The following is a 23,970-nucleotide window of genomic DNA, read 5'->3' as shown; positions in this document are numbered from 1 at the left end:
CCGGCATGGCGAATTTAGGTCTATACGCATCATAACATAAATGTCCCGGGTGAAATCAATAACTTTGTTAGTTCGCTAGACAAACTAAGTTGAACGTGATACGATCTAGGTGTAAGCATGCTGCCCTGATTCAGGGGGCATGCTACTCATAATCGACAGGATGTAAAGGCTTACTTAAATTTAATCTCTGGCTGGGAGGAATTAGTGGTGAGTTATTTCAAGAACATTAGCAAAATTCAGTATGAAGGTGCAGGCTCCAACAATCCGCTGGCATTTAAACATTATAACGAGAATGAAGTCGTCCTTGGCAAACCAATGAAAGAACACCTGCGTTTTGCGGTTGCTTACTGGCACACGCTGACGATGAACGGCAGCGATCCGTTTGGTCAAGGCAACATGATTCGCCCTTGGGAAACGGTAAGCGGTCTGGATCTGGCCAAAGCTCGCGTTGAGGTGAATTTCGAATTCCTGGAGAAGCTCGGCGCTCCGTATTTCTGCTTCCATGACGTTGACGTTGCTCCGGAAGGCGCTACGCTGAAAGAATCGAACGAGAATCTTGACGTGATTGTGGCTAAAATCAAAGAAGGCATGAAGCAAACCGGCGTTAAGCTGCTCTGGAACACGGCGAATATGTTCTCCAATCCGCGTTACGTGCATGGCGCAGCAACTACTTCCAATGCCGATGTATTTGCCTATGCTGCAGCCCAAGTGAAGAAAGGTCTGGAAACGGCGCTTGAGCTGGGCGCTGAAAACTATGTGTTCTGGGGCGGCCGCGAAGGTTACGAGTCTCTGTTGAATACCGATATGGCGCTGGAGCTCGACAACCTGGCGAGATTCTTCCAAATGGCCATCGACTATGCGAAGGAAATCGGCTTCAAAGGCCAATTCCTGATCGAGCCGAAACCGAAAGAACCAACCAAACACCAATATGATTTCGATGCAGCGACAACCATTGCGTTCCTGCAAAGATACGGTTTGCAAGACCACTTCAAGCTTAACCTGGAAGCGAACCATGCGACGCTGGCTGGCCATACGTTTGAACATGAGCTGCGCGTAGCCCGCATCAACAACATGCTTGGTTCGATCGACGCCAACCAAGGCGACATGCTGCTCGGCTGGGATACCGACGAATTCCCAACAGACTTGTATGCCGTAACGCTGGCGATGTATGAAATCCTGCAAAACGGCGGTCTGGGCTCCGGCGGCGTTAACTTCGACGCCAAAGTAAGACGCAGCTCCTTCGAGCCGGAAGACTTGTTCTATGCTCATATCGCGGGTATGGATACGTTCGCAAAAGGCTTGAAAGTAGCCGGCAAGATGATCGAAGACAAATTCATCGAGAACCTGCTGGACGAACGTTATGCCAGCTTCAAATCCGGCATCGGCGCCGACATCGTATCCGGCAAAGCCAACTTCAAAACGCTGGAAGCCTATGCTTTGGAGCATAGCCATATCGTGAACAAATCAAACCACCTCGAGCTGGTAAAAGCCCGTTTGAACGAATACATCTTCGGTACGAAATAAGAAGAGACGAGTTTTTGAACCGCCATTCCAAAAGGGGACGCCTGCCGTCCCTTTTTGTGGTATAAGGCCCCTTAGGGGATCATGCGAAGGGAGAGTATCACAATGAAGTATGTGATTGGCATCGATCTGGGGACCAGCTCGGTTAAGACGCTGCTCGTGAACCAGAACGGGGAGATCGCCGGGGAAGCGTCGGCTTCCTATCCGCTCATTCAGGAGCGTCCTGGATTCAGCGAGCAAAATCCTGAGGAATGGGTGAAGGGAACGCTGGCCTGCCTGAAGCAGCTGCTGAAGGAGAGCGGCGTAGCGGCTGCAGACGTAGAGGGCGTGTCCTTCTCGGGCCAAATGCACGGCCTGGTGCTGCTGGATGAGCAGAACAACGTACTGCGCAACGCGATCTTGTGGAACGATACCCGGACCACCCCGCAATGTCGCGACATTGAAGCGAAGCTGGGCGGCAAGCTGCTCGACATTACGCGCAACGCGGCGCTGGAAGGCTTTACGCTGCCGAAAATCCTTTGGGTGCAGGAGCATGAGCCGGAGCTGTTCGCCAAAGCTGCACGGTTCGTCCTGCCGAAGGATTATCTGCGTTACCGCATGACCGGTCAAGTGCAGATGGAAATCTCCGATGCGGCGGGAACACTGCTGCTCAACGTGCCGGAGGGCCGCTGGAGCGAGGAGATCGCCGAAGCGTTTGGACTTCCGGCCGGTTTCTGCCCGCCGCTTGTGGGCAGCACCGAGAGCACCGGCAAGCTGCTGCCGGAATTTGCCGCCGAGTCCGGTCTGTCGGCCGGCACGAAGGTGTTCGGCGGCGGCGCCGATAACGCCTGCGGCGCCGTGGGCGCGGGCATCGTTCGCAAGGGCGACGCGCTGTGCAGCGTCGGGACGTCCGGCGTTGTCTTGACGTATGAAGAAGACAAAAGCAAGGATTTCGCGGGCAAGGTGCATTTCTTTAACCATGCCCATCCGGGGGCTTTCTACGCCATGGGCGTCACGCTGGCCGCAGGCTATTCCTTGAGTTGGTTCAAGGAATCGCTGGCGCCGGAGCTGAGCTTTGACGAGTTGCTGAAGCCGGTGGGCGACATTGCGCCGGGGTCGGAAGGGCTGCTGTTCACCCCGTATCTGGTCGGGGAACGCACGCCGCATGCGGACAGCGTGATCCGCGGCAGCTTCATCGGCTTGTCCGGCACGCATCGCCGGGAGCATCTCGCTCGCGCGGTGATGGAAGGCATCACCTTCTCGCTGCAGGAGTCGTTTGACCTGTTCCGCGCGGCCGGCATCGAGGTCGAGCGCGTCATCTCCATCGGCGGCGGCGCGAAGAATCCGGTCTGGCTGCAGATGCAGGCCGACATCTTCGGCAAGCCGGTCGTGGCGCTGAAGAACGAGCAAGGGCCGGCGATGGGGGCGGCGATGATGGCCGCCGTCGGCAGCGGCTGGTTCGGCAGCCTGAAAGAATGCGCCGACGCCTTTATCGGCTACGCCAAAACGTATGAGCCGATCCCGGCCAACGTGGAGAAATACGCTCGCCTCTTCCAGCTGTACCAGCAAGTCTACGCGGCAACCCGCTCGCTGAACGAAGGGCTGCAGGAGTTCCGCGGGTAAGCCTAAGCCGACTTTCGAACTGAATGTGATAGCGCCTGTTCCGTTAAAGGAGCAGGCGCTTTATTTTTATTAGGGCAAATTCCAATTACTGAATATCCGACTATAATTGAGGACGATTGTATCAGCCCCCTCCGTTTATAATGGAGAAAAGACCATGCTTTCCGGGAGGGTTCCATTCATGTACAAATTGATCATTGTGGACGATGAATATTCAACCCGTAACGGGCTTAAAGTGTGCATCAACTGGCTTGAATACGGGATTGAAGTGGTCGGCGAGGCCGAGAACGGGATCAAGGGATTGGCGCTGGCCCAAAGCTGCCGGCCTGATATCGTACTAACGGATGTCAAGATGTCCGGGATGGACGGCATTGAAATGGTCAGACAGCTGAGGGAAGTCATGCCCGAAATCAAGATCGTCTATATCAGCGGCTACGACGACATCGCTTACCTCAAGTCGGCAATAAAGATGGACGCAGTGGATTACATCTTGAAACCAGTCGATCTGGATGAACTGACGGCCGTTGTCGAGAAAATCATGGACAGGTCCAAGCGCGAAGAGAAAGCCAATGACCTGCTGCAGCGGATGAGCACCAAGCTGCAACAGAGCATCCCGCTGTTGAAAGAGAAGTTCCTGATCCAGCTGATCCGAGACGGGAATCCGGACCGCGCCCAGATCGAGAGGCGAATCGACTTCCTGGAGCTGCGTCTGTCGTACGATGCTTCTTATTGCGCGCTCATCATTCGTATCGACAACGCCATTACCGTGTTTGAAGCGATGTCGGAGCAGAACACGCAACTGATCTCGTTTGCGATCCAGAACATTTGCCAGGAGCTGGTCGATCAGCGGACGTCGGGTTATGCGTTCGAAAATCGCCGCGGCGAATACGTGCTTATCATCGCTTTACCGGAGACGTTGGAAGAAGATATCCTTCTTCCGTTCGTCGAGGAATTGACGAGCAGCCTGCACGGGTTCCTAAAACGGCTGGCGGAGATCAACCTGACGATCGGCATCGGCGGCACCGCCGCGCACTTGGGCCAACTGACCGATAGTTACCAGACGGCTGCGGAAGCGATCGAACGCAAGTTATTCCTCGGTCGGAACCAGGCCGTCATGTATGACGCAATGGCGGCCCGCAAAGACGTGGATTACCGGCGCATCAACGAGTTGCTGGCGGCGATCGCATCCGTGCTCAAGACGGGCGACGCGGAACAGGTCGAGCAGTTGCTGGAGGCGATATTTCGAGAACTGATCCTCAGCCGCGGGATCGGCTATAAGGATTGTCAGCGGATTTGCTTGCAGGTGTTGCTCGTCGCCTCGCAATTTCTATCTGAATTCGGCCTTCGCACCGGCCTCCAGAACGGTGAAGAATCCGAAGTGTGGGAGCAACTGCTTAAGTTGGAGACGCTGGACGAGATGAGCCGTCATTTAAAGCATTATTTGTTTTCAATCTGCCGCCAGGTGGAGACCAAGTCGTTCAAGAAGGCCCGTGACGACGTCATCGGGAGGATCATCCGAATCATCGGCGAGCGTTATGCGGAGAACTTGACGATTTCGGATATCGCACAGCGGGTTTATCTGGCCAAGACGTATATCTGTCTGCTCTTCAAGCAGGAGACGGGGGAGACCATCAATGAATATATCACGAGAGTTCGGATGGAGAAGGCGAAGGAAATGCTCAAGGAGACGGACAAGAAGCTGGCGGACATCAGTCAGGCTATCGGCTATGTAGAACCGAGCTATTTCACGAAGCAATTTCGCAAATACACGGGCATGACGCCAAGTGATTACAGGGACATTCATCGGAGGTAATGATCATGAGAGAACGTTGGCGGGGCAAAAGCTGGGCTACGCTCGGCGACAGTATTACTGCTGCAAACGGCTATCAGCCGCTGGTTTCGCAAGCGCTTGCATTCGAGCGAGTCGGCAATTATGGCAAGAGCGGCTGTCCGATGACGGCGGGCAGCGACAGGGACGAAGGGGCGACGGTTTATATGGGCGAGCGCCTGGAAAGGACCTACGACTGCGTCACTATCTTCGCAGGCACGAACGACTACCGTCTGAGTATGCCTCTCGGCGACCTTCGCCCGGTCGGTCAGGCGCCCTTTGATATCCGTACCTTTTGCGGCGCCTATCAGACGCTTGTCGAAGGTGTGCTGGCGCGCAATCCTTTCTGTCGTCTGAACCTTTGGACCCCGCTGCAGCGGGACAAGGATGGCTTTGACAGCGAGCGGCGCAACGGCCAAGATGCCTTGCTGGCGGATTACGCCGATGCCATTATCCTGCTAGGGAAAGCGTACGCTTTGCCCGTGCTGGATTTACACACCCAAAGCGGTTTCAATAAGCTGACGCTGGACGTGCTGACTAGCGATCGGCTGCACCCAAACGAGGCGGGTCACCGGCGGATCGCCGAACTGGCCATCCCATTCCTGGCGGCGCTTTGATATCGGAAGAGAGGAGGTGCACCAGCGATGGGCGTGGTTCGCAAATTCCGTCTGCTATGGGCGGAGTGCAGAAGGACAATTATCCTCTATTTGCTTATTGTATTACTGCCGGCCGGCGTGCTGTTGCATTACTACTTCCAACGATCCGAGGACATTTTTGAGCGGCAAGTTACGATGTCGATTCTGAACTCGATCCGGCAGGTTAAGATCAACTTAGATTACCGCTTGTCCAAAGTCGACGAGATTTCCGACGCGCTGATCTTGAACACGGATCTGTACGCCTTGTTGGTTAGCGATCCGCTGGCAGGCACGCATTACAGCCAGGTTCAGGAAGAGGCCAAGCTGGGCAATCTGGTTCGCAGTCTGCAGGGCAGTGACATTCGCAAGATCAAGCTGTACGTCAATCCCGACAAAATGTACGCGCGCGAGCACGTCAACTTTTTTAGCCTCGACGAAGCCAAGGAGGAGCCATGGTACGGGCAGGTGATGAGGAGCAATGGCGGCGTGTACTGGATTCCCACGCGAACGGTCTCCTACCTTGGATCGCCGAGCTCGGTTCGGGTTGTCTCTTCCGCCCGCATCATCCGGGATCCAGGCAATTACGCTCGAATTGTCGGCCTTCTGGAACTGGACGTACCGGAGGCCAACCTGTCGGCTATTCTCGCGCAGGCGGAGTATCCGAAGTCGAATCGCACGATGTATATCGTCGATGGCAACGGCCTCATTATATCCCAAACGCAGGAGGATCAGATCGGAACGCGGCTGCTGCAGCTGGATATGTTCAATGCGGTGCGGGATCAGGCCTCGGGTATTCGGCGCATGACGATTGACGACGAGGCCTATTATATGATTTTCGACACGTTGGATGAGAACGGATGGAAAGTCGTCTCGCTGTTGCCCGTTCGCCTGATCAACCGGACGAATGCGGACTTTAACGTCGGCTTTTCCATTGTTCTGAGTTTGTCTCTGATGCTGCTGGTCATCTTGGGCGCGTTCCTCGTATTTGCCAATGTCAACCGCAGCATGATTGCGAGACTGCGGCAAATCACCGAACAGTTGAAGGAGCGGGGCGCGGTGGTGATCGAGGAGGGACTTCCCCGGAGCCGCGGCGTGGTCATTCAGTTGGAGAAAAGCGTGACCCGTATGCTGAGCACGCTGCAGCAGTTGCTGGAGGACAACTATCAGACAAAGGAAAAGGAGAAGGAAGCGCGGATGCGGGTGCTGCAGGCGCAAATCAACCCCCACTTCCTCTATAATGCGCTCGATACGATCAACTGGATGGCGCTGACGAAAGGGGCAAAGGACATCAGCCGGATGCTGCAAATGCTCGCGCAGTATTTCCGGCTAAGCCTGAGTAAGGGCAAGGATATCGTCACGCTGGAGGAGGAAATGAACCTCGCGAAGGCATATCTCGAGATCCAGAAGCAGCGGTTCCACAGTTTCGAATACGAGCTGATGTATCCTGATTCGCTAGCCGGACGGTTACTGCCGAAGCTGATCGTGCAGCCGATCATCGAGAACGCGATTATACATGGTATACAGAACGAGGGAGGCCATCATGGCTGCATCCGGCTGGAAGTTTTCGAGCAGGGAGGCGGCTTCGTGATCCGCATCGCCGACAACGGCGCGGGCATGAGCGAGGATAAGGTGCGTGAACTGTTCGCAAGTTTCTCGTCGCTTCCGTCCTCGACGTCCAACTATGGATTGTCCAGCTATGGATTGTACAATGTCTGGGAACGGCTGCGTCTGTATAGCGGAGGTGCAGGTTGCTTGAACGTGACGTCCAAGCCTGGCGAAGGAACGACGGTCAGCCTGACGTTTCCGGACGGGCCCCCGCCGCCGCATAGAGTGCAGTGATTTGAACCGTTCTCTCCGAGAACTCACTCGGGGAATACGGTTTTTTTTGTTGTATGCCGCAGATGATACCTGAAGATTCGACCAGCGCAGCAGAATGCTGTACCTCACGCGCCGCAATTTCATTCGGCTACAATGAAAGCGTTACCTGCATTGGAAAGGAGGAGGAGAAGGATGAAAGGCCGAGCGGATTGGCTTTCCCAAATTCGTCGCAATTATGATTTGTATCTGCTGTTAATACCGGGCCTCGTCTTTTTGGTGATTTTCAAATACACACCGATCTACGGTCTAGTCATCGCCTTCCAGAATTTCAACATCTTCAAGGGGATCGGGGGCAGCGAGTGGGTTGGACTTCAGCAATTTGCGCGCTTGTTTCATTCTGCGGATTTTGGCCTTATTATGGCAAATACACTGCTCATCAGCTTGTACAAAATCGTCTTCCTGTTCCCGATCCCGATCATCATCGCGGTGCTACTGAACGAAGTCGGCAGAATGTGGTTCAAGCGGTCGATTCAGACGATTATCTATCTGCCGCATTTCCTGTCCTGGGTCGTAATCGCGGGGCTGTTCGTCAACATCCTGTCACCGTCCACCGGGATCGTCAATAGTATCATCGGCTGGTTCGGCGGGGAGCCCGTGAACTTCTTCATGGACAACCATTACTTTCGCAGTCTTCTCGTCGCTACGGCAGGGTGGAAGGAAACGGGGTGGAACGCCATCATCTTCATCGCGGCCATTGCCGGCCTCGATCCCGAGCTGTACGAGGCGGCCAAGCTCGACGGCGCCAGCCGCGTGCGTCAGATGTTCCACATCACGCTGCCCGGCATCTCCACGACGATCGTCCTTATGCTCATCCTTCGCATCGGCGGCGTGCTGGAAGCGGGAACCGAGCAAATCCTGCTGATGTATAACCCAACTGTATACGACACGGGGGACGTCATCGGTACTTACATTTACCGAATGGGGTTGACTTCCATGGAATACAGCTTCTCCACCGCGGTCGGGTTGTTCGAGTCGGTGATCGGCTTCATCCTGGTCGTCGGCGGCAATCAGCTGTCTAAGCGGATTACAGGCAAGAGCATCTGGTGACAAAAGGAGGTGTAAAAAAGATGGCCCCATCGCGCAAACGGCCTTTTTCCGAAGTCGTCTACGTCTCGATCGTCTACGTCATCTTGGGCGTTATCGGCATTCTCTGCCTCTTCCCATTCGTCAATGTGCTGGCCAAATCGCTTAGCGCTAACTGGGCGATTGTCTCCGGGAAGGTCGGGCTCTGGCCGGTCGACTTCAACCTGAAGAACATCGGATTCGTCATCTATGACAATATGTTCCAGCGAGGGTTTCTGATCTCGGTCTGCCTGACCGTCGTCGGTACGTTGGCTGCAGTCGTCTTGACGGCGGTTTCCGCTTATCCTTTATCAAAGAAGCATTTGCCGGGCATCAAGTTTGTACTGCTGCTATACATCTTCACGATGTTGTTCAATGGGGGACTCGTCCCTAATTACCTGCTTATTAAAAACTTAGGATTGATGAACAATCTGATGTCGCTTGTGCTGCCGGCGCTGATCAATGTCTTTAATCTGTTGCTGATGAAAAATTACTACGAAAGTCTGCCGGAGAGCCTGGAAGAGTCGGCCAAACTGGACGGCGCCAGCAACCTTCGCATTGTACTGCGCATCATCATCCCGCTCTCGGCGCCCGTGTTTGCCACAATCAGCTTGTTCTATGCCGTCTCCTTCTGGGGCGACTGGTTCCATCCCATGCTATATTTGAATGATCCGGCCTTGAAGCCGCTGCAGCTTTACATGCGGGATGTCGTGCTCCAAGCATCGAATGAGAACCTGCTGAACCAAGACAACGACTTGCTGCTGAATGTGTCGCCCGAAGGCATTCGCAACGCAACAATTATCGTATCAACGATCCCAATTCTGCTTGTTTATCCGTTCTTGCAAAAGCACTTCATCAAAGGGATTCTCATCGGCTCTGTCAAAGGGTAATCGGCCTTAACGGCTCAAAGACGGAATAATCTCTTGGCGGGCTGACCTCATTCCCGGAACGGCAAGGGTTATTTATAATTACTTACAATATGGAGGGGTTCAAATGTCGAGGAAAAAAGGGTTCGCTGCGGCTGTCATGCTGCTGCTGGTTTTCTCCGTTCTCCTGGCCGGATGCGGAGGCGGAGGCGGGGGAGGAGGCAATAACGAAGGCGGGAACGCTGCGGCAGAGGATAAACCGACGTTGAAACTGCTGCGTACTTACATGGCCGACGATTACAACTCGTATCCGGTCAATCAATTCCTGGAGGAGGCGACCGGCTACAAGCTGCAGAACGATATGCTGCCCCAGGAGAATCCGGACGACAAGCTGAACCTAATCATGGCTTCCAACTCGGATTATGATCTGGTGGATGCCATGAACAAGCAGGTATACTTCAACTTCGCCCAGAATGGCGCACTGACGGACTTGACGCCGCTTATCGACCAATACGGGCCAAACATCAAGAAGGCAATCTCACCGAAGAGCTTCGCGGGCGTAACGGTCGACGGGAAAATTTACGGAATTCCGACGCTGAACGTCTCCTACGTTCGCGCTGGCTTATTGATCCGCACCGACTGGCTTGAGAAGGTCGGCAAGCAGATGCCGACGACGCTGGACGAATTCGTCGATGTTTTGAAAGCGTTTAAGGACCAGGATCCGGGCGGAAACGGCGCGAACAACATTCCGATGACGATTGATGCCATCGGAATGCTGGACAACCTGACGGGCGCTTATGGGATCTTCGGATCATGGACCGATGTGGACGGGAAGCTGGTGAACGTTGTCGATCACCCTGGGCTCAAGGACTATATAACTTTCATCCGGGATCTATACGATCAAGGATTGATAGACAAGGAATTCGCCACAAACAAATCGGCTACTGCCGCGGAGAAGTTCACCAGCGGCCGGGCTGGCATCTATCTGACTATCTGGTCGTCGATTCCCAGTTTTGACGAAGCGCTTCAAAAGAACGTGCCGGGCGCAACCTACCAATTCATTCCTCCTCTAAAGGGGCCTAACGGACAAAGCGGATTTACCGAGATCGGCGGCTTTAATAAGATTACGTTCGTCCCCAAGTCGGCCAAACACCCGGAGGATGCGATTAAGCTGGTCAATGCCATGCTGGATCCGAATACGTTCAAGGAAATGTTTATTGGCAAAGAGGGCGAGACGTATACGATGGAGAACGGCAATTACATGCCGATCGATCCCGCGTTCTTCGAGGATCGCGCGCAATCCAACGGCTTCGTCATCGGGATGGATGAAGCGAACTTTGTCCAATACTGGCAGGCACGCCTGCAGAAGAGCAAGCCGATGTTCGACAACTACAAGATCATTAACTCGGTTCCCCGGGATCAGATTCATATGGACCCGCTCGCCTTCGTGTCGTACTTGCCGAAATACTCGGCGAACAGCGTCAAGCTGGATACACTCGTCAACGACGGCCTGATTAAAATGATCGTGGACGGTGTGTCCGACAATGCGATCGCCGATCTGCAGAAGGCATGGAGGGACGCAGGCGGTCAGGATGTACAGAAGGAAGTGAACGACTGGTACGCTAGTCAACAATAAGAAAGATCCGGGGCTTCGCCTTGACGGCGAGGCCTCGCCTTTCAAGAGAGAGGGAGCTGACCGATGTTTATGGAATCTTCAATGGACCCGCTGCGTTCGGCGCCGGTCGTCCGGCGCTATGCCGGTAATCCGGTGCTAGCGCCCCATCAGGTACCCTATGGTCCCGCCATGGTGTTCAATGCCGGAGTGGCCAAATATGAAGGCCGCTATGTGATGGTGTTCCGCAACGATTACGGCGATGCTTCGATCGAGCAGGTTGCACCCGGTCATACGACCAATCTGGGCCTGGCGTTCAGCCGAGACGGCATTCATTGGGACGTACAGCCGAAGCCTTGCTGGCAATGGCATGACGAAGAAACCGTTCGCGTGTACGACCCCAGGTTGACTGTCATCGACGGCAAGGTTTACGTTTGCTTTGCCGTGGATACCCGCCACGGCTTGCGCGGAGGCATCGCGTCGACGGAAGACTTCGAGACGTTTGACGTACTTTCTTTGAGTGTGCCTGACAATCGCAACATGGTGCTGTTCCCCGAAAAGGTGAACGGCCGCTACGTCCGATTGGAGCGGCCGATGCCCGTCTACTCGCGTGGCGGGCGCGACCGGTTCGACATCTGGCTGTCGTCGTCCCCGGACTTGATCTACTGGGGACAATCTTCCCTGGTACTTGGCGTTGAGGATGTCGGCTTCGCCAATGACAAGATCGGGCCGGGAGCCCCGCCCATCCGCACGCAACATGGCTGGCTGACGACGTTCCATGCGGTCGACATCGATCCGCAGCGGGGCAAGAACGGCTGGGAGGCAGCCTGGACCAAGCGGTACAGCGCCGGCCTCATGCTGCTCGACGCGGACGATCCGAGCCGGGTTGTCGGGAGGTACGACGGGCCGCTGCTGGCGCCCGAAGCGCCTTACGAGACGGCGGGCGGCTTTCGCAATGATGTGATTTTCCCGGGCGGCATGATCTTGGAAGACAATGGCGAAGTCAAGATTTATTATGGCGCGGCCGACACCGTGGAATGCTTGGCTACCGCACATGTAGACGATTTGGTCCGGCTTTGTCTGGAAGGCAGCAAGCAAGCCGAAGCCGGGAGCGAAAGGAGGCCGATAGAGCGATGATTTATGACCTGGTGATATACGGCGGCACTGCGGCAGGCCTGGCCGCCGCAGTTCAAGCTCGCCGCATGGGAATGAACCCGATTGTCCTGGAGCCGTCCCGCAGGTTGGGAGGCTTAAGCAGCGGCGGGCTGGGGGATACGGACTTCGGCGACAAGTCGGTGATCGGCGGCCTGTCACTGGAGTTCTACAAGCGCGTCGGCCGGAAGTATGGTTCGGACGAAGCGGTCTGGATGTTTGAGCCGAAGACGGCGCTGTCCGTCTTCGAGGATTGGGTGGCGGAATACGGCATTGAGGTTCGGTACGGTGAAAGGCTCGATCCGGCGGATCCCGTCGTGAAGCGCGGCAATCGGATCGAATCGATCCGGTCGGAGTCCGGGCATACGTATGCCGGCAGAATGTTCATGGATGCTGGATATGAGGGCGACCTGATGAAAGCGGCGGACGTCTCGTATGCATTAGGCAGAGAGCCGAACAGTCGGTACGGGGAAACGTACAACGGCATTCAGACTGCGGTTGCCGTCAAGAACCAGTTGCCCCGGGGCATCGATCCGTATGTGGTGCCGGGTGACCCGGCGAGCGGGTTGCTGCCCGGCGTCAATCCCGGACCCGGGGGGCTCGACGGCGAAGGTGACGACAAGGTTCAGGCGTACTGCTACAGGATGTGCCTGACGGACGCGCCGGACAACCGAGTCTTCGTGGAACAGCCGGCAGGCTACGACGAACGGGACTACGAGCTGCTGTTCCGCGCCATCGAACGGGGCGAGGACGTATTCTTCAAACTGCGAATGGTGCCAAACCGGAAGACGGACTCCAATAATCACAGGGGATTCTCGACGGACTTCATCGGCTGGAACTATGCCTATCCGGAAGCCTCTTATGCGGATCGGGAGGCAATTGCCGCCGCTCACGAGCGCTATCAGCGCGGCTTGATTTGGACGCTGCAGCATCACCCTCGCGTGCCGGAAGCCATTCGTGAATTTTATAAGCCGTGGGGGTTGCCGCTCGACGAGTTCACGGAGAACGGTTGCTGGACCCCGCAGTTGTACGTCCGGGAAGCCAGGCGGATGGTGAGCGGTCTGGTTATGAACGAAAATCATATTTTCCTGCGTTCTCCCATCGCCGATCCCGTCGGTCTCGGCTCCTACACGATGGATTCTCACAATGTGCAGCGGCATGTCGGTCCGGAAGGAGACGTTCGGAACGAGGGGGATGTGCAGATCAAGCTGAATTCACCTTACCCGATCAGCTACCGATCGATCGTACCGGAGGAAGAGCAATGCGCAAACTTGCTTGTCCCCGTCTGCCTGTCGGCCTCGCATATTGCGTACGGCTCCATTCGGATGGAGCCGGTGTTTATGGTGCTGGCCCAATCCGCGGCGACCGCTGCGGTGCTGGCGCTCGAGGCCGACATCGCGGTGCAGGCGATGCCGTATGACAAGCTGCGTGAGCGATTGCTGCTGGACCATCAGGTAATCGGCTAAACGTTTACAGTCTTTGTAAAACCCCGTATTGTATCGGGATGACGCAAGCAGCATTCATAAACTTGGCTGCCCGGAAGCGTTGACCTATCTGCTGACAGAAGAGCGGGACGCAGTCGTCGAGTTCACATTGGTCGGCTGATGCGATCCCGAATACGCTCCAAAAGGGTGTTCCAAAGTTTACTTTTGGGACACCCTTTTTTTCATTCGGGAATGTTGACCTTTATGCAACATTTCAGGATCAAAGGAGCAGGCACGAGCGCAAATGTTGCATATTGTGCAGCATTTTTGAGCATTCTCGGCCATAATAGCCTGAAATGCTGCCGAAAGTGCAACATTCTAGCCAATTTGGAGCGATTTAGCTCGAAAAAGTTGCACTTTTTGCATCATTTCGGCACATGCAGAGCATTCGAGCATAAGAAAGTTGCACTTGTTATACCTTGATGCAACATTTCAGGATCAAAGGAGCAGGCACGAGCGCAAATGTTGCATATTGTGCAGCATTTTTGAGCATTCTCGGCCGTAATAGCCTGAAATGCTGCCGAAAGTGCAACATTCTAGCCAATTTGGAGCAATTTAGCTCGAAAAAGTTGCACTTTTTGCATCATTTCGGCACATGTAGAGCATTCGAGCATAAGAAAGTTGCACTTTTTACAACATTCTCATCTGCCAGCTGCCGCTAACGCGAGACGCCAACCCAGGCTGCTGCGCCAAGGTGCGGGAAGGGCTCGGCTCCGATTGCCGGCCGCTGCTAGTGCAGACCCAGTCACCCGGAGCCAGTCGCCGCTAACGCGAGACGGTCAACCCAGGCTGCTGCGCCAAGGTGCGGAAGGAGTTCCGCTCCTGATTTTTGCCAGCCGCCATCCAGCAAGAACTGCAAATCCATCTAGCCCGAAAGGCATGGTATAATTGACCTTGCACGAGGAGGGAGGACATGTTCATTCGGAACATTTACCGGAATTACTTCAAGAACAATTTGTTCATGCGGATCATCTTGCTTTTCTCGGTGATCACGATCGTGACGATCATTACGTTTTCGTATTTAATGTTCATGTTTATGTCCGAGTCCGCAGTGCAGGGACAGCTGGATATCCAGAAGCGGGCGATTGAAAGCGTGAGCAGTTATATCGGCGGCAAATACGACTCCGTGCAAACCATGGTACGGGATATTTATCGCGATGAGGAGCTGTCCTCGAACACGTCTTTTTTTCTGGAACATCCCTATCAAGATTACGTGAACTACCGCCTGGACCGGTTTTATATGGAAAATAGTTCGTCCACGGACACCGTGCTGTATTTCCGTAACGTGGTTGACGACGACCCGGACATTCGCAGCTTGATGTTATATAGCGCTGATTTGCAACAGCTGTATGCTTTTGGCAGCGATAAGCAGTTTAAGATTATATCCACCAATCAGGCCCGATCCTTCGTACCTGACGTGATGTATCAGCAGGAAGGGATGAATGTGGGAACGGCGAATATCTGGGTACGCAAAACAGTAGGTTTGCCCGACATCCCGATGTATTCGGTTCGCATCCCGATCAACAATAAGATGTCGCTCCGTAACATTGGGCAATTGGACGTCTATTTCGATACCGCGAAGATCTGGGGCAGTCTGGCGATGTACGAGGAGGAACTGAAGGGTTCGATCCTGGTCTTGTCCGCAGATGGCAGCGTGTTATTCGATTCCTCCGGAATCTATTATGGCCGGACATACCCGTATACAGAACAAATCAACTCCATGTACGATACCGGGGTGCTCGGCGACGGGCTGATCGCCACCAAGCTGACGCAAAGCCAGGCGGGGTTTACGGTGCTCAGTACGGTGCCCAAAGAGGAACTGGCCAAAACCTACCATGGACTGCGCAACACGATCCTTACGATCAGTTTGATCTGCATCTTGTTCGCCATTCTGATCCCGGCGTTGTTCATCAGCAATTTCGCCAAACGAACGAACGGGATTATCCGGTTTACCCGGAGGGTCAAGAACGGCGACCTCGCCGCGCGGATCGCTGATGTGCGGGAGGACGAGCTGGGGCAAATCTCCAAGAGCTTCAACGATATGCTGGACGAGCTGAATTTGTATATCGACCGGGTGTACAAAGCGGAGATCAAGCAGCAGCAAACCGAACTTGTTGCGCTGCAGGCGCGGATCAACCCGCATTTCCTGTACAATACGCTGGAGGCTATCCGCATGCGGGCCATTTCCCAAGGGGCCAAAGATGTGGGCGAGATGATCTACAGCCTGTCCGTTCTATTCAAAAGCATGGTGCAGCAAAAGAAAAACTACACGCTGAAGGACGAGCTGGAAGCCTGCCGATTGTATCTGGAACTGTTCCGCATTCGTTACAGGGACCGCTTCACTTATGAGATCCAGGCGGATCCGGCGATTTATGGCAAAGCGCTAGTCAGATTGTCCCTGCAGCCGATCGTGGAGAATTACATCGTTCACGGGATTCAAACGGACCATAATGACAACCGGATCACCATCGAGGTGCGAGAAGACGGGGATAGGCTGGTGGCCGTGGTAAATGATAACGGAAAAGGCATCGAACCGGACCGGCTGGCGGAAATCCGCCGGGAGCTGGAGCGGGAGGAAGAAACCGGGCAAATGTTCGGGCTGCGCAGCGTTCATACGCGGCTGCGTCTCCTGTACGGCCCGGCTTACGGGATTGAGATTGACAGCGCGCCCGGTGTGGGGACGACCATCACGGTTTGCTATCCCAACCGGGAAGGAATGGAGGGCGAGGATGTATAAAGTGTTTATCGTCGATGACGAGCCGTTTATCATCGAAGGTTTATACGATATCGTGGACTGGCCGCAGTTTGGCCTGGAGATCGTCGGGCATGCGGAGAACGGACGGCAGGCGCTGGACGCCCTCGGCTCCAAGCCCGTGGATGTCCTGATCACGGACATCTCTATGCCGGTCATGAACGGGTTAACGCTGATCTCCGAGGCTAGGAAGCTTCACCAGGAACTGAAAGTGATTATTTTAAGCGGATTCAACGAGTTCGATTACCTCAAAGAAGGCATGAAGTTAGGCATCGAAAACTACTTGCTGAAGCCGATCAACCTGGAAGAATTGGAATCGACGCTGCGCAATACCGTACAGAAGCTGGACAGCGTGCAGTCCGAAAGGCTGTATGACGCCTATGATATCCAGATTCTGAAGGATAACACGCTCTACCGCTGGCTGAATGGACAGATTGCCGCCGCCGAGTTCGAGGAGCGGACCGAGCTGTTGGGTTTGCATTTGCAGGGACCCTATATCGCAGTTGCGTTGCTGCGAACCGAAGGCAATGCTGCTGAAGTATTCGAACGCGCCGAACGTTATCTTCAGGAGTGGCGGGGAGTCACCTTATTCCGCGACGTTGACGGGGACATCGGGATTGTGGGTTCGCTCCCCGAAGGGGCGGAGGAGAAGAGGACGTTTGCCGAGCTGATGGAGAACCTGTCTTTGGAGCTGTCCATTATGGATCGGACGATCCAAATCGGCGTCGGCAACGCGGGCCGGCTTCCCGAAGCGGCTTCCCTCAGTTATAAGGAAGCCAAGCGCGCCCTGGAATATTACCTGATTTATCCGGAACGGCGTACGATCGAATACAAGCTGCTGGAAGGCGACCGCCTCGGCAGCGATATGCTGGAGAGCGGGTATCCACTTACATGGGACGAGTATGTCAAGCTGATTTTAGCCAAAGATCAGGAAGGTTTGGTCGAGTGCATCCGGCGTGACTTCGAGCAGATGAAGCAGCGGGAGGGCATTCGTCCCGAGGATATGCAGAACGCCGCATTGGAGCTGGTGATTCGCTTTAAAATGGAGCTGCAGCACATTAAATATACGGAAGAGACGGATTTATTCAAGAAGGCGCTTGAACGTGTACAGCGCTGCGACTCTTTTCAGGGACTGCTCGAGATCCTGGAGGATCTGGCTGAGGAGACGGTCCGCTCCCTGTTGCAGGACGCTAAAAACCCGGTCGTTCATCAAGTGTTAACTTACATCGAGTCGCATTATGCCGATGAGCTGTCCCTCAAAACGCTGGGGGGACAATATCACATCCACCCGGTTTATCTGGGTCAGTTATTTCATAAAGAGACGGGCATGTCCTTTGCCGAATACATGAACAAATACCGAATCGAGAAGGCGAAGCAGCAACTGAAGAATACCAATCTGAAAGTGCATGAAATCGCGCGAAGTGTGGGATATTGGGAAATCGGCTATTTCTACAAGCAGTTCCGGAAATACGTGGGCATTTCGCCCACTGACTTTAAGGCGCTGCATTAGATAACAAGGGGATGGGGACCCTGGATCAAGGAGATGGATTCCTGCCGATAACGGGCAGATTTTCCTTGTTTCCGGGGCTCTGTCCTTTTCTTTAATTTGTACCTCGATTTTTTAAATTTATCTTCTTTTTGTAACGGCTTTCATCCGGTAAGGTTAAGGTAGTTAAACAAACAATAGAGTTTCAAAAGGGAGGATCTGCATGAGTAAAAACAAGAGAAGTTTTTCTTTCGTACTTGCCACGCTTATGGCCTTGGTGCTTGTACTAAGCGCGTGCGGCGGCAGCAAGAACGCTGACAACAGCAGTTCTGCAGGTGGCAATTCGGAAAAACCGGTCAACCTGATTTGGTACACGATCGGGACGCCGCAAAAAGACGTTGACCGCGTGATGGAAGAAGTCAGCAAATACACCAAAGAGAAAATCAACGCAACCATTACTATGAAAATGATCGACTGGGGCGACTATTCGCAAAAAATGCAAGTTAACGTCGCTTCCGGCGAGCCGATGGACATCATCTTCACCTCGGCCGGTGGTTTCGACTACGTGCAAAACGCCAGAAAAGGCGCATTCATGGAGCTGGACGAACTGCTTGAGAAATACGGACAAGATCTGAAGAACACCATCGATCCGGCCTTCCTGGAAGGTTCCAAGGTGGATGGCCATAACTACGGCATCCCTGCCAACAAAGAATTGCCTCAACAAGAAGTATGGCGCTTCAACAAAACGTTGGCTGACAAATATAACTTGGACATCACCAACGTTCGTTCCTTGGATAGCATCGAGCCGTTGCTGAAAACGATCAAGGAAAACGAACCGGGCATAACGCCGTTCGCAATGAATAAAGAATACGTTCCTTACGTGCCTTATGACTACATCATCCAGAACCTGCCGATGGCCGTGAAATTGGACACGAGCGATTATAAAATCGTAAACGTCCTGGAAACGCCAGAAATGAAAGCCGCTTTGGATCTGATGCACAAATACTATCAAGCGGGTTATATCGCTCCTGAAGCCGCGACGACCGGTTCCACCAACGACCTGATGACTTCCGGTCAATGGTTCATGGACCGTGCGCAAACCCAGCCGCTGGCGGATAACCTGTGGTCTGCAAGCTATGGCTATCCGGTTGTTTCCACGCCGGCAAGTGACGCGATCATCACGAACACTTCCGTACAAGGTTCGATTATGGCGATCTCCGCAAACTCCGAGAATCCGGAGAAAGCGATGGAATTCCTGAACCTGCTGAACACCGATCCGGTGCTGCGCAACATGGTTGACTCTGGGATCGAAGGCGTTCACTACAAAAAGCTTGACGATACTCACTATGAAAACTTGGCAGAATCGAAAAACTACGACATGCCGTCGTACTCTTTGGGCAACAACATGCTCCTTTATCTGAATGCTAACGATCCGGATGACAAATGGGAGCAATTCAAGAAGTTTAACGCAGAAGGCATCAACTCGCCGATCCTGAGCTTCAACTTCGACAGCACGAAAGTGGCTACCGAAATGGCAGCTGTACAAAACGTGAAAGAACAATTCTGGTCCTCGTTGATGACGGGTACGGTTGATCCGGCAGATTACTTGCCGAAAGCCATCGAGAAGTTCAAAGAGGCCGGCCTGGATAAGGTCATTGCTGAAGCCCAAGCTCAGCTCGACGCCTGGAGAGCTGCGAACAACAAGTAACAATTAAAGAAACAGTAGAGGATCGGGCGGGTGAAAGTGGCGCCCGATCCTTTTTCATTATTTTTCGACAGGAGGGGAACATCATGGCTGCATTTTTCAAGAACCTGCTTAAGAACAAAGTCATGTTATTTATGGTGTTGCCGGGAGCCATCTGGTTTTTCTTTTTCTCATACCTTCCGTTGGTCGGTACGGTTACGGCATTTAAGCAATACCGCTTCAATCGTGACGGCTTCTGGGCAAGTATTGCGAAGAGCGAGTGGGTAGGCTGGGACAACTTCAAGTTCTTGTTCAGCACCAACGATGCATTTACCATTACCCGCAACACGTTGTTATACAATCTGGCTTTTATTTTCATCGGACTCGTCCTTTCCGTTGCGATGGCGATCCTGCTGTCCGAATTGGTCGGCAAGACGATGGCCAAAGTCTATCAAACCGGGATGTTCCTGCCGTATTTCCTATCCTGGGTTATCGTAGGTTACTTCGCGTTCAGCTTCCTGAGCATGGACCGCGGGATGCTCAACCAGATTCTCGACTGGTTTGGACTGGAACGGATAAATTGGTATTCGGAGCCGAAGTATTGGCCGTATATCCTGGTTTTCGTCAATCTATGGAAAACGATCGGCTACAACAGCGTTGTCTATCTGGCTTCGATCATGGGGATCGACAAATCGCTGTATGAAGCGGCAATGATCGACGGGGCCACCAAATGGCAGCAAATCAAGAACATTACGGTTCCCCTGCTCTCCCCCATCATTATTATCATGACGCTGCTTGCGGTAGGGCGGATCTTCTATGCGGACTTCGGCTTGTTCTACCAAGTGCCGAGAGATTCGGGTACGCTCTATCAAGTTACGAACGTCATCGACACTTACGTATACCGCGGTCTGAAAACAACCGGGGAAATCGGCATGAGTACGGCGGCCGGCCTTTATCAATCGGTGGTGGGCTTCATTCTCGTCATGGTTTCCAACTACGTGGTGCGCAAAATTGATAAGGACAGCGCCCTATTTTAAAACAGCTGAAAGGAGTGTCAGAGTATGGCGGAGCTGGCTAGAAAAACGAAGGATTTTCACAACGTCTCCCGCGGCTGGAACGCCGTGTTGCACCTGATCGCAGGCATCTTCTCTTTCTTGTGCGTGTTCCCTTTTATCTTCGTCGTCATTATTTCCTTTACGGATGAAAAAACGCTGGCAACAGACGGTTACCGGCTGATTCCTGCCAAATGGAGTCTGGAAGCTTACCGCTTCGTGTTTGAGAGCGGCGATTCGCTGCTTCGTTCCTACGGGGTAACGATTCTGGTTACGCTGGTGGGTACGGTGATCAGCTTGATCATGATCTCGTTGTACGCTTACGCCATTTCGCGGAAGAGCTTCCGTTACCGGAGATTCTTCTCCGTCTTTGCGATCGTGACGATGCTCTTTAACGGCGGGATGATTCCGACCTATATGGTGGTCTCTCAATTGATGGGATTAAAAGACTCGTTGTGGGCGCTGATTTTGCCGCTCGCGATGAATGCATTTTATATCATGATCTTACGTACGTTCTATAGTACAAGCGTTCCGGAAGCGGTCATTGAATCGGCGCGGATTGACGGTGCCGGCGATTTCTATATCTTCCTGCGCATCGTCTTGCCGCTGTCGCTGCCGGGCCTCGCGACCATCGGCTTGTTCAGCACCTTGGGATACTGGAACGACTGGTTCAACGCGCTGCTGTATATCGATAATCCGAATTTGGTGCCGCTGCAGTCGATGCTGATGCGGATCGAATCGAGTATCGCGTTCATTCAGCAGAACTCGCAGAACAGCTCGCTGAGCTTGCAAGCTTTGTCTTCGATTCCGCAGGATACCTCGCGGATGGCGATGGTTGTGCTTGCGACGTTGCCAATTATTTTTGCATATCCGTTCTTTCAACGGTATTTTGTACAAGGACTTACGGTAGGCGCTGTCAAAGAATAATATAGAAGAAATTCTTCTCGGTGCTGAAAAGTCAATTTTTGAACGTCTATTTAAACTTTATCAAAACCTGAGTTACTCCCTTTTGAACTCTTATGGAAAAGTAATTAATTAAGGAGCGAGGTGGAGACGTTGTTATACAAAGACAGTTCGAAACCCGTCCCGGAACGAGTGGAGCATTTGCTCGGACTGATGACATTGGAAGAAAAGGCCGGCCAGCTGGTCCAGCCTTTCGGCTGGCAGACCTATGAGCATAAAGACGGGGAGATCCGGCTGACCGAAGCGTTTAAAGCGCAGGTGCAGAGCGGAGGGATCGGCTCGCTGTACGGCGTATTGCGCGCCGACCCGTGGACGGGCGTTACGCTCGAAACCGGGTTGTCGCCGCGCGAAGGCGCGGAGGCGGTCAACGCGATCCAGCGTTACGCGATCGAGAACTCCCGGCTCGGGATCCCGATCCTGATCGGGGAAGAATGCTCACACGGCCATATGGCGATCGGCGCAACGGTCTTTCCGGTGCCGCTGTCGCTCGGCAGCACCTGGAACGTGGAGCTGTACCGCGAGATGTGCCGAGCGGTGGCCCGGGAGACGCGCGCGCAAGGCGGCGCGGTCACCTATTCCCCGGTCCTCGACGTCGTGCGTGATCCCCGCTGGGGCCGGACCGAAGAGTGTTTTGGCGAAGACGCCTATTTGATCGGCGAAATGGCCGTCGCTTCGGTCGAAGGCTTGCAAGGGGATCGTCTGGACGGAGAGGACAGCGTGGCGGCCACGCTGAAGCACTTCGTCGGTTACGGCAGCTCCGAGGGCGGCCGCAATGCCGGCCCGGTTCATATGGGCCGGCGCGAGCTGCTGGAGGTCGACCTGCTGCCGTTCCGCAAGGCGGTGGAAGCCGGTGCGGCTTCGATCATGCCGGCCTACAACGAGATCGACGGCGTTCCTTGTACGACCAACGAGGAACTGTTGGACGGCATCCTTCGCGGCGAGTGGGGGTTTGACGGCATGGTCATCACCGACTGCGGCGCGATCGACATGCTTGCCTCCGGCCACGATGTGGCGGAGGACGGACGGGACGCGACGATTCAAGCGATCCGTGCGGGCATCGACATGGAGATGTCCGGCGTGATGTTCGGTAAGCATCTGGTGGAGGCGGTACGGTCGGGACAGCTGGAGGAGGAAGTGCTCGATCGCGCGGTGCGCCGCGTATTGACGCTGAAATTCCGCCTCGGGCTGTTCGAGCGGCCGTACGCCGACCCGGCGCGGGCCGAGCGGGTGATCGGCAGCACGAAACATGTGGAGCTGGCCCGGCAATTGGCCAGCGAAGGCATCGTGCTGCTGAAGAACGAAGGCGGCGTGCTGCCGCTGTCGGCGGACGCCGGCACTATCGCCGTCATCGGACCCAACGCCGATGTAGGCTACAACCAGTTGGGCGATTACACGTCGCCGCAGCCGCGCTCCAAGGTGACGACCGTGCTGGGCGGAATCCGCACCAAGCTGGCCGCAGCGCCGGAGCGGGTGCTGTACGCGCCGGGCTGCCGAATTAACGGCGACTCCCGGGAGGGATTCGACGCGGCCTTGTCCTGCGCGAAGCAGGCGGACACGGTGGTCATGGTTGTCGGCGGCTCCAGCGCGCGGGACTTCGGCGAAGGCACGATCGACCTTCGAACCGGCGCTTCCAAAGTAACCGGCAATGCGGAGAGCGACATGGATTGCGGCGAAGGCATTGACCGGATGAATCTCAGCTTGTCCGGTGTACAGCTGGAGCTGATTCAAGAAGTTCATAAGCTCGGTAAACCGCTGGTCGTGGTCTATATCAACGGACGGCCGATCGCCGAGCCGTGGATCGACGAGCACGCCGATGCGATTCTGGAAGCCTGGTATCCGGGCCAAGAAGGCGGGCATGCGATCGCCGATATTTTGTTCGGCGACGTGAATCCGTCCGGACGCCTGACGGTCTCCGTTCCGAAGCATGTCGGACAGCTTCCGGTTTACTATCACGGCAAACGTTCGCGGGGCAAACGCTATCTGGAAGACGATTCGCAGCCGCGGTATCCGTTTGGATACGGGCTGAGCTACACCGAGTTCACCTATGGCAACTTCAGCGTGGAGTCCGATACGATCGATGCGGACGGGACAACGAAGGTGACGGTGGAAGTCACGAATGTGGGTGACCGGGCCGGCGCGGAAGTGGTACAACTCTACATCACCGACGTCGCAAGCACCGTAACCCGGCCGGCGAAGGAGTTGAAGGGCTTCCGCAAGGTTTTTTTACAGCCGGGCGAGATGCAGACGGTGGAGTTCGAGGTCGGTCCGGAGCACCTGCAGTATATCGGACGGAACTATGAGCCGGTGGTGGAGCCGGGAGAATTCCGGGTTCATGTCGGCAAGAACGTAAAGGATACGCTAAGCGCCAATCTCTTTGTGCGGGAGGGTTAATCGAT

The 23,970-nt window shown here is 54.5% G+C and carries 16 protein-coding genes; all 16 read left to right on the top strand.

The window, feature by feature from the left end; translation table 11 throughout:
* Positions 1-207 precede the first annotated feature (207 nt).
* A complete protein-coding gene (xylA, locus tag BN3795_RS01590) occupies positions 208-1,524 on the top strand; it encodes a xylose isomerase (protein WP_068783006.1) in 1,317 nt (438 codons plus the stop codon).
* Positions 1,525-1,626: 102 nt separating this feature from the next.
* Positions 1,627-3,123 carry a xylulokinase gene (xylB, locus tag BN3795_RS01585; protein ID WP_068783005.1) on the top strand — a complete coding sequence of 499 codons (1,497 nt, stop codon included), beginning with the start codon at positions 1,627-1,629 and terminating at the stop codon, positions 3,121-3,123.
* A gap of 178 nt (positions 3,124-3,301) precedes the next feature.
* Positions 3,302-4,933 carry a response regulator gene (locus BN3795_RS01580; protein WP_068783004.1) on the top strand — a complete coding sequence of 544 codons (1,632 nt, stop codon included), beginning with the start codon at positions 3,302-3,304 and terminating at the stop codon, positions 4,931-4,933.
* Positions 4,934-4,938: 5 nt separating this feature from the next.
* A complete protein-coding gene (locus BN3795_RS01575; RefSeq protein ID WP_068783003.1) occupies positions 4,939-5,565 on the top strand; it encodes an SGNH/GDSL hydrolase family protein in 627 nt (208 codons plus the stop codon).
* 27 nt (positions 5,566-5,592) lie between these two features.
* Complete coding sequence (locus BN3795_RS01570; RefSeq protein ID WP_068783002.1) at positions 5,593-7,422, top strand: cache domain-containing sensor histidine kinase; 1,830 nt, start codon at positions 5,593-5,595, stop codon at positions 7,420-7,422.
* Positions 7,423-7,593: 171 nt separating this feature from the next.
* Positions 7,594-8,508, top strand: a complete 915-nt coding sequence (locus BN3795_RS01565) for an ABC transporter permease (RefSeq protein ID WP_068783001.1) — start codon at positions 7,594-7,596, stop codon at positions 8,506-8,508.
* Between the two features lie 20 nt (positions 8,509-8,528).
* Positions 8,529-9,413 carry a carbohydrate ABC transporter permease gene (locus tag BN3795_RS01560; RefSeq protein ID WP_068783000.1) on the top strand — a complete coding sequence of 295 codons (885 nt, stop codon included), beginning with the start codon at positions 8,529-8,531 and terminating at the stop codon, positions 9,411-9,413.
* A 103-nt stretch (positions 9,414-9,516) separates the two neighbouring features.
* Positions 9,517-11,025, top strand: a complete 1,509-nt coding sequence (locus tag BN3795_RS01555) for an extracellular solute-binding protein (protein ID WP_068782999.1) — start codon at positions 9,517-9,519, stop codon at positions 11,023-11,025.
* Positions 11,026-11,094: 69 nt separating this feature from the next.
* A complete protein-coding gene (locus BN3795_RS01550) occupies positions 11,095-12,138 on the top strand; it encodes a glycoside hydrolase family 130 protein (RefSeq protein WP_068783083.1) in 1,044 nt (347 codons plus the stop codon).
* A complete protein-coding gene (locus BN3795_RS01545) occupies positions 12,135-13,619 on the top strand; it encodes an FAD-dependent oxidoreductase (RefSeq protein ID WP_068782998.1) in 1,485 nt (494 codons plus the stop codon). Before BN3795_RS01550 ends, BN3795_RS01545 begins: the two co-directional genes overlap by 4 nt.
* Positions 13,620-14,550: 931 nt before the next feature.
* Complete coding sequence (locus BN3795_RS01540) at positions 14,551-16,374, top strand: sensor histidine kinase (protein WP_068782997.1); 1,824 nt, start codon at positions 14,551-14,553, stop codon at positions 16,372-16,374.
* The gene (locus BN3795_RS01535) at positions 16,367-17,899 is read left to right on the top strand and encodes a response regulator transcription factor (RefSeq protein ID WP_068782996.1); all 1,533 of its coding nucleotides are present in this window, start codon (positions 16,367-16,369) and stop codon (positions 17,897-17,899) included. Before BN3795_RS01540 ends, BN3795_RS01535 begins: the two co-directional genes overlap by 8 nt.
* A gap of 199 nt (positions 17,900-18,098) precedes the next feature.
* Complete coding sequence (locus tag BN3795_RS01530; RefSeq protein WP_068782995.1) at positions 18,099-19,583, top strand: ABC transporter substrate-binding protein; 1,485 nt, start codon at positions 18,099-18,101, stop codon at positions 19,581-19,583.
* A gap of 83 nt (positions 19,584-19,666) precedes the next feature.
* Positions 19,667-20,596, top strand: coding sequence for an ABC transporter permease (locus BN3795_RS01525; protein ID WP_068782994.1), 930 nt, complete (start codon positions 19,667-19,669; stop codon positions 20,594-20,596).
* 24 nt (positions 20,597-20,620) lie between these two features.
* Entirely contained in the window at positions 20,621-21,538 is a 918-nt protein-coding gene (locus BN3795_RS01520; RefSeq protein WP_068782993.1) for a carbohydrate ABC transporter permease, read from the top strand.
* Positions 21,539-21,727: 189 nt separating this feature from the next.
* Positions 21,728-23,965 (top strand): glycoside hydrolase family 3 N-terminal domain-containing protein, encoded by a 2,238-nt coding sequence (locus tag BN3795_RS01515; protein WP_232729829.1) that lies wholly within the window; start codon positions 21,728-21,730, stop codon positions 23,963-23,965.
* Positions 23,966-23,970 lie beyond the last annotated feature (5 nt).

The organism is Paenibacillus phocaeensis (genome assembly GCF_900021165.1).
In the GTDB taxonomy this organism is placed as follows: Bacteria; Bacillota; Bacilli; order Paenibacillales; family Paenibacillaceae; genus Fontibacillus; species Fontibacillus phocaensis.
The sequence above is the reverse complement of the archived record's forward strand: the minus strand, read 5'-3'. Positions and strand labels throughout refer to the sequence as shown.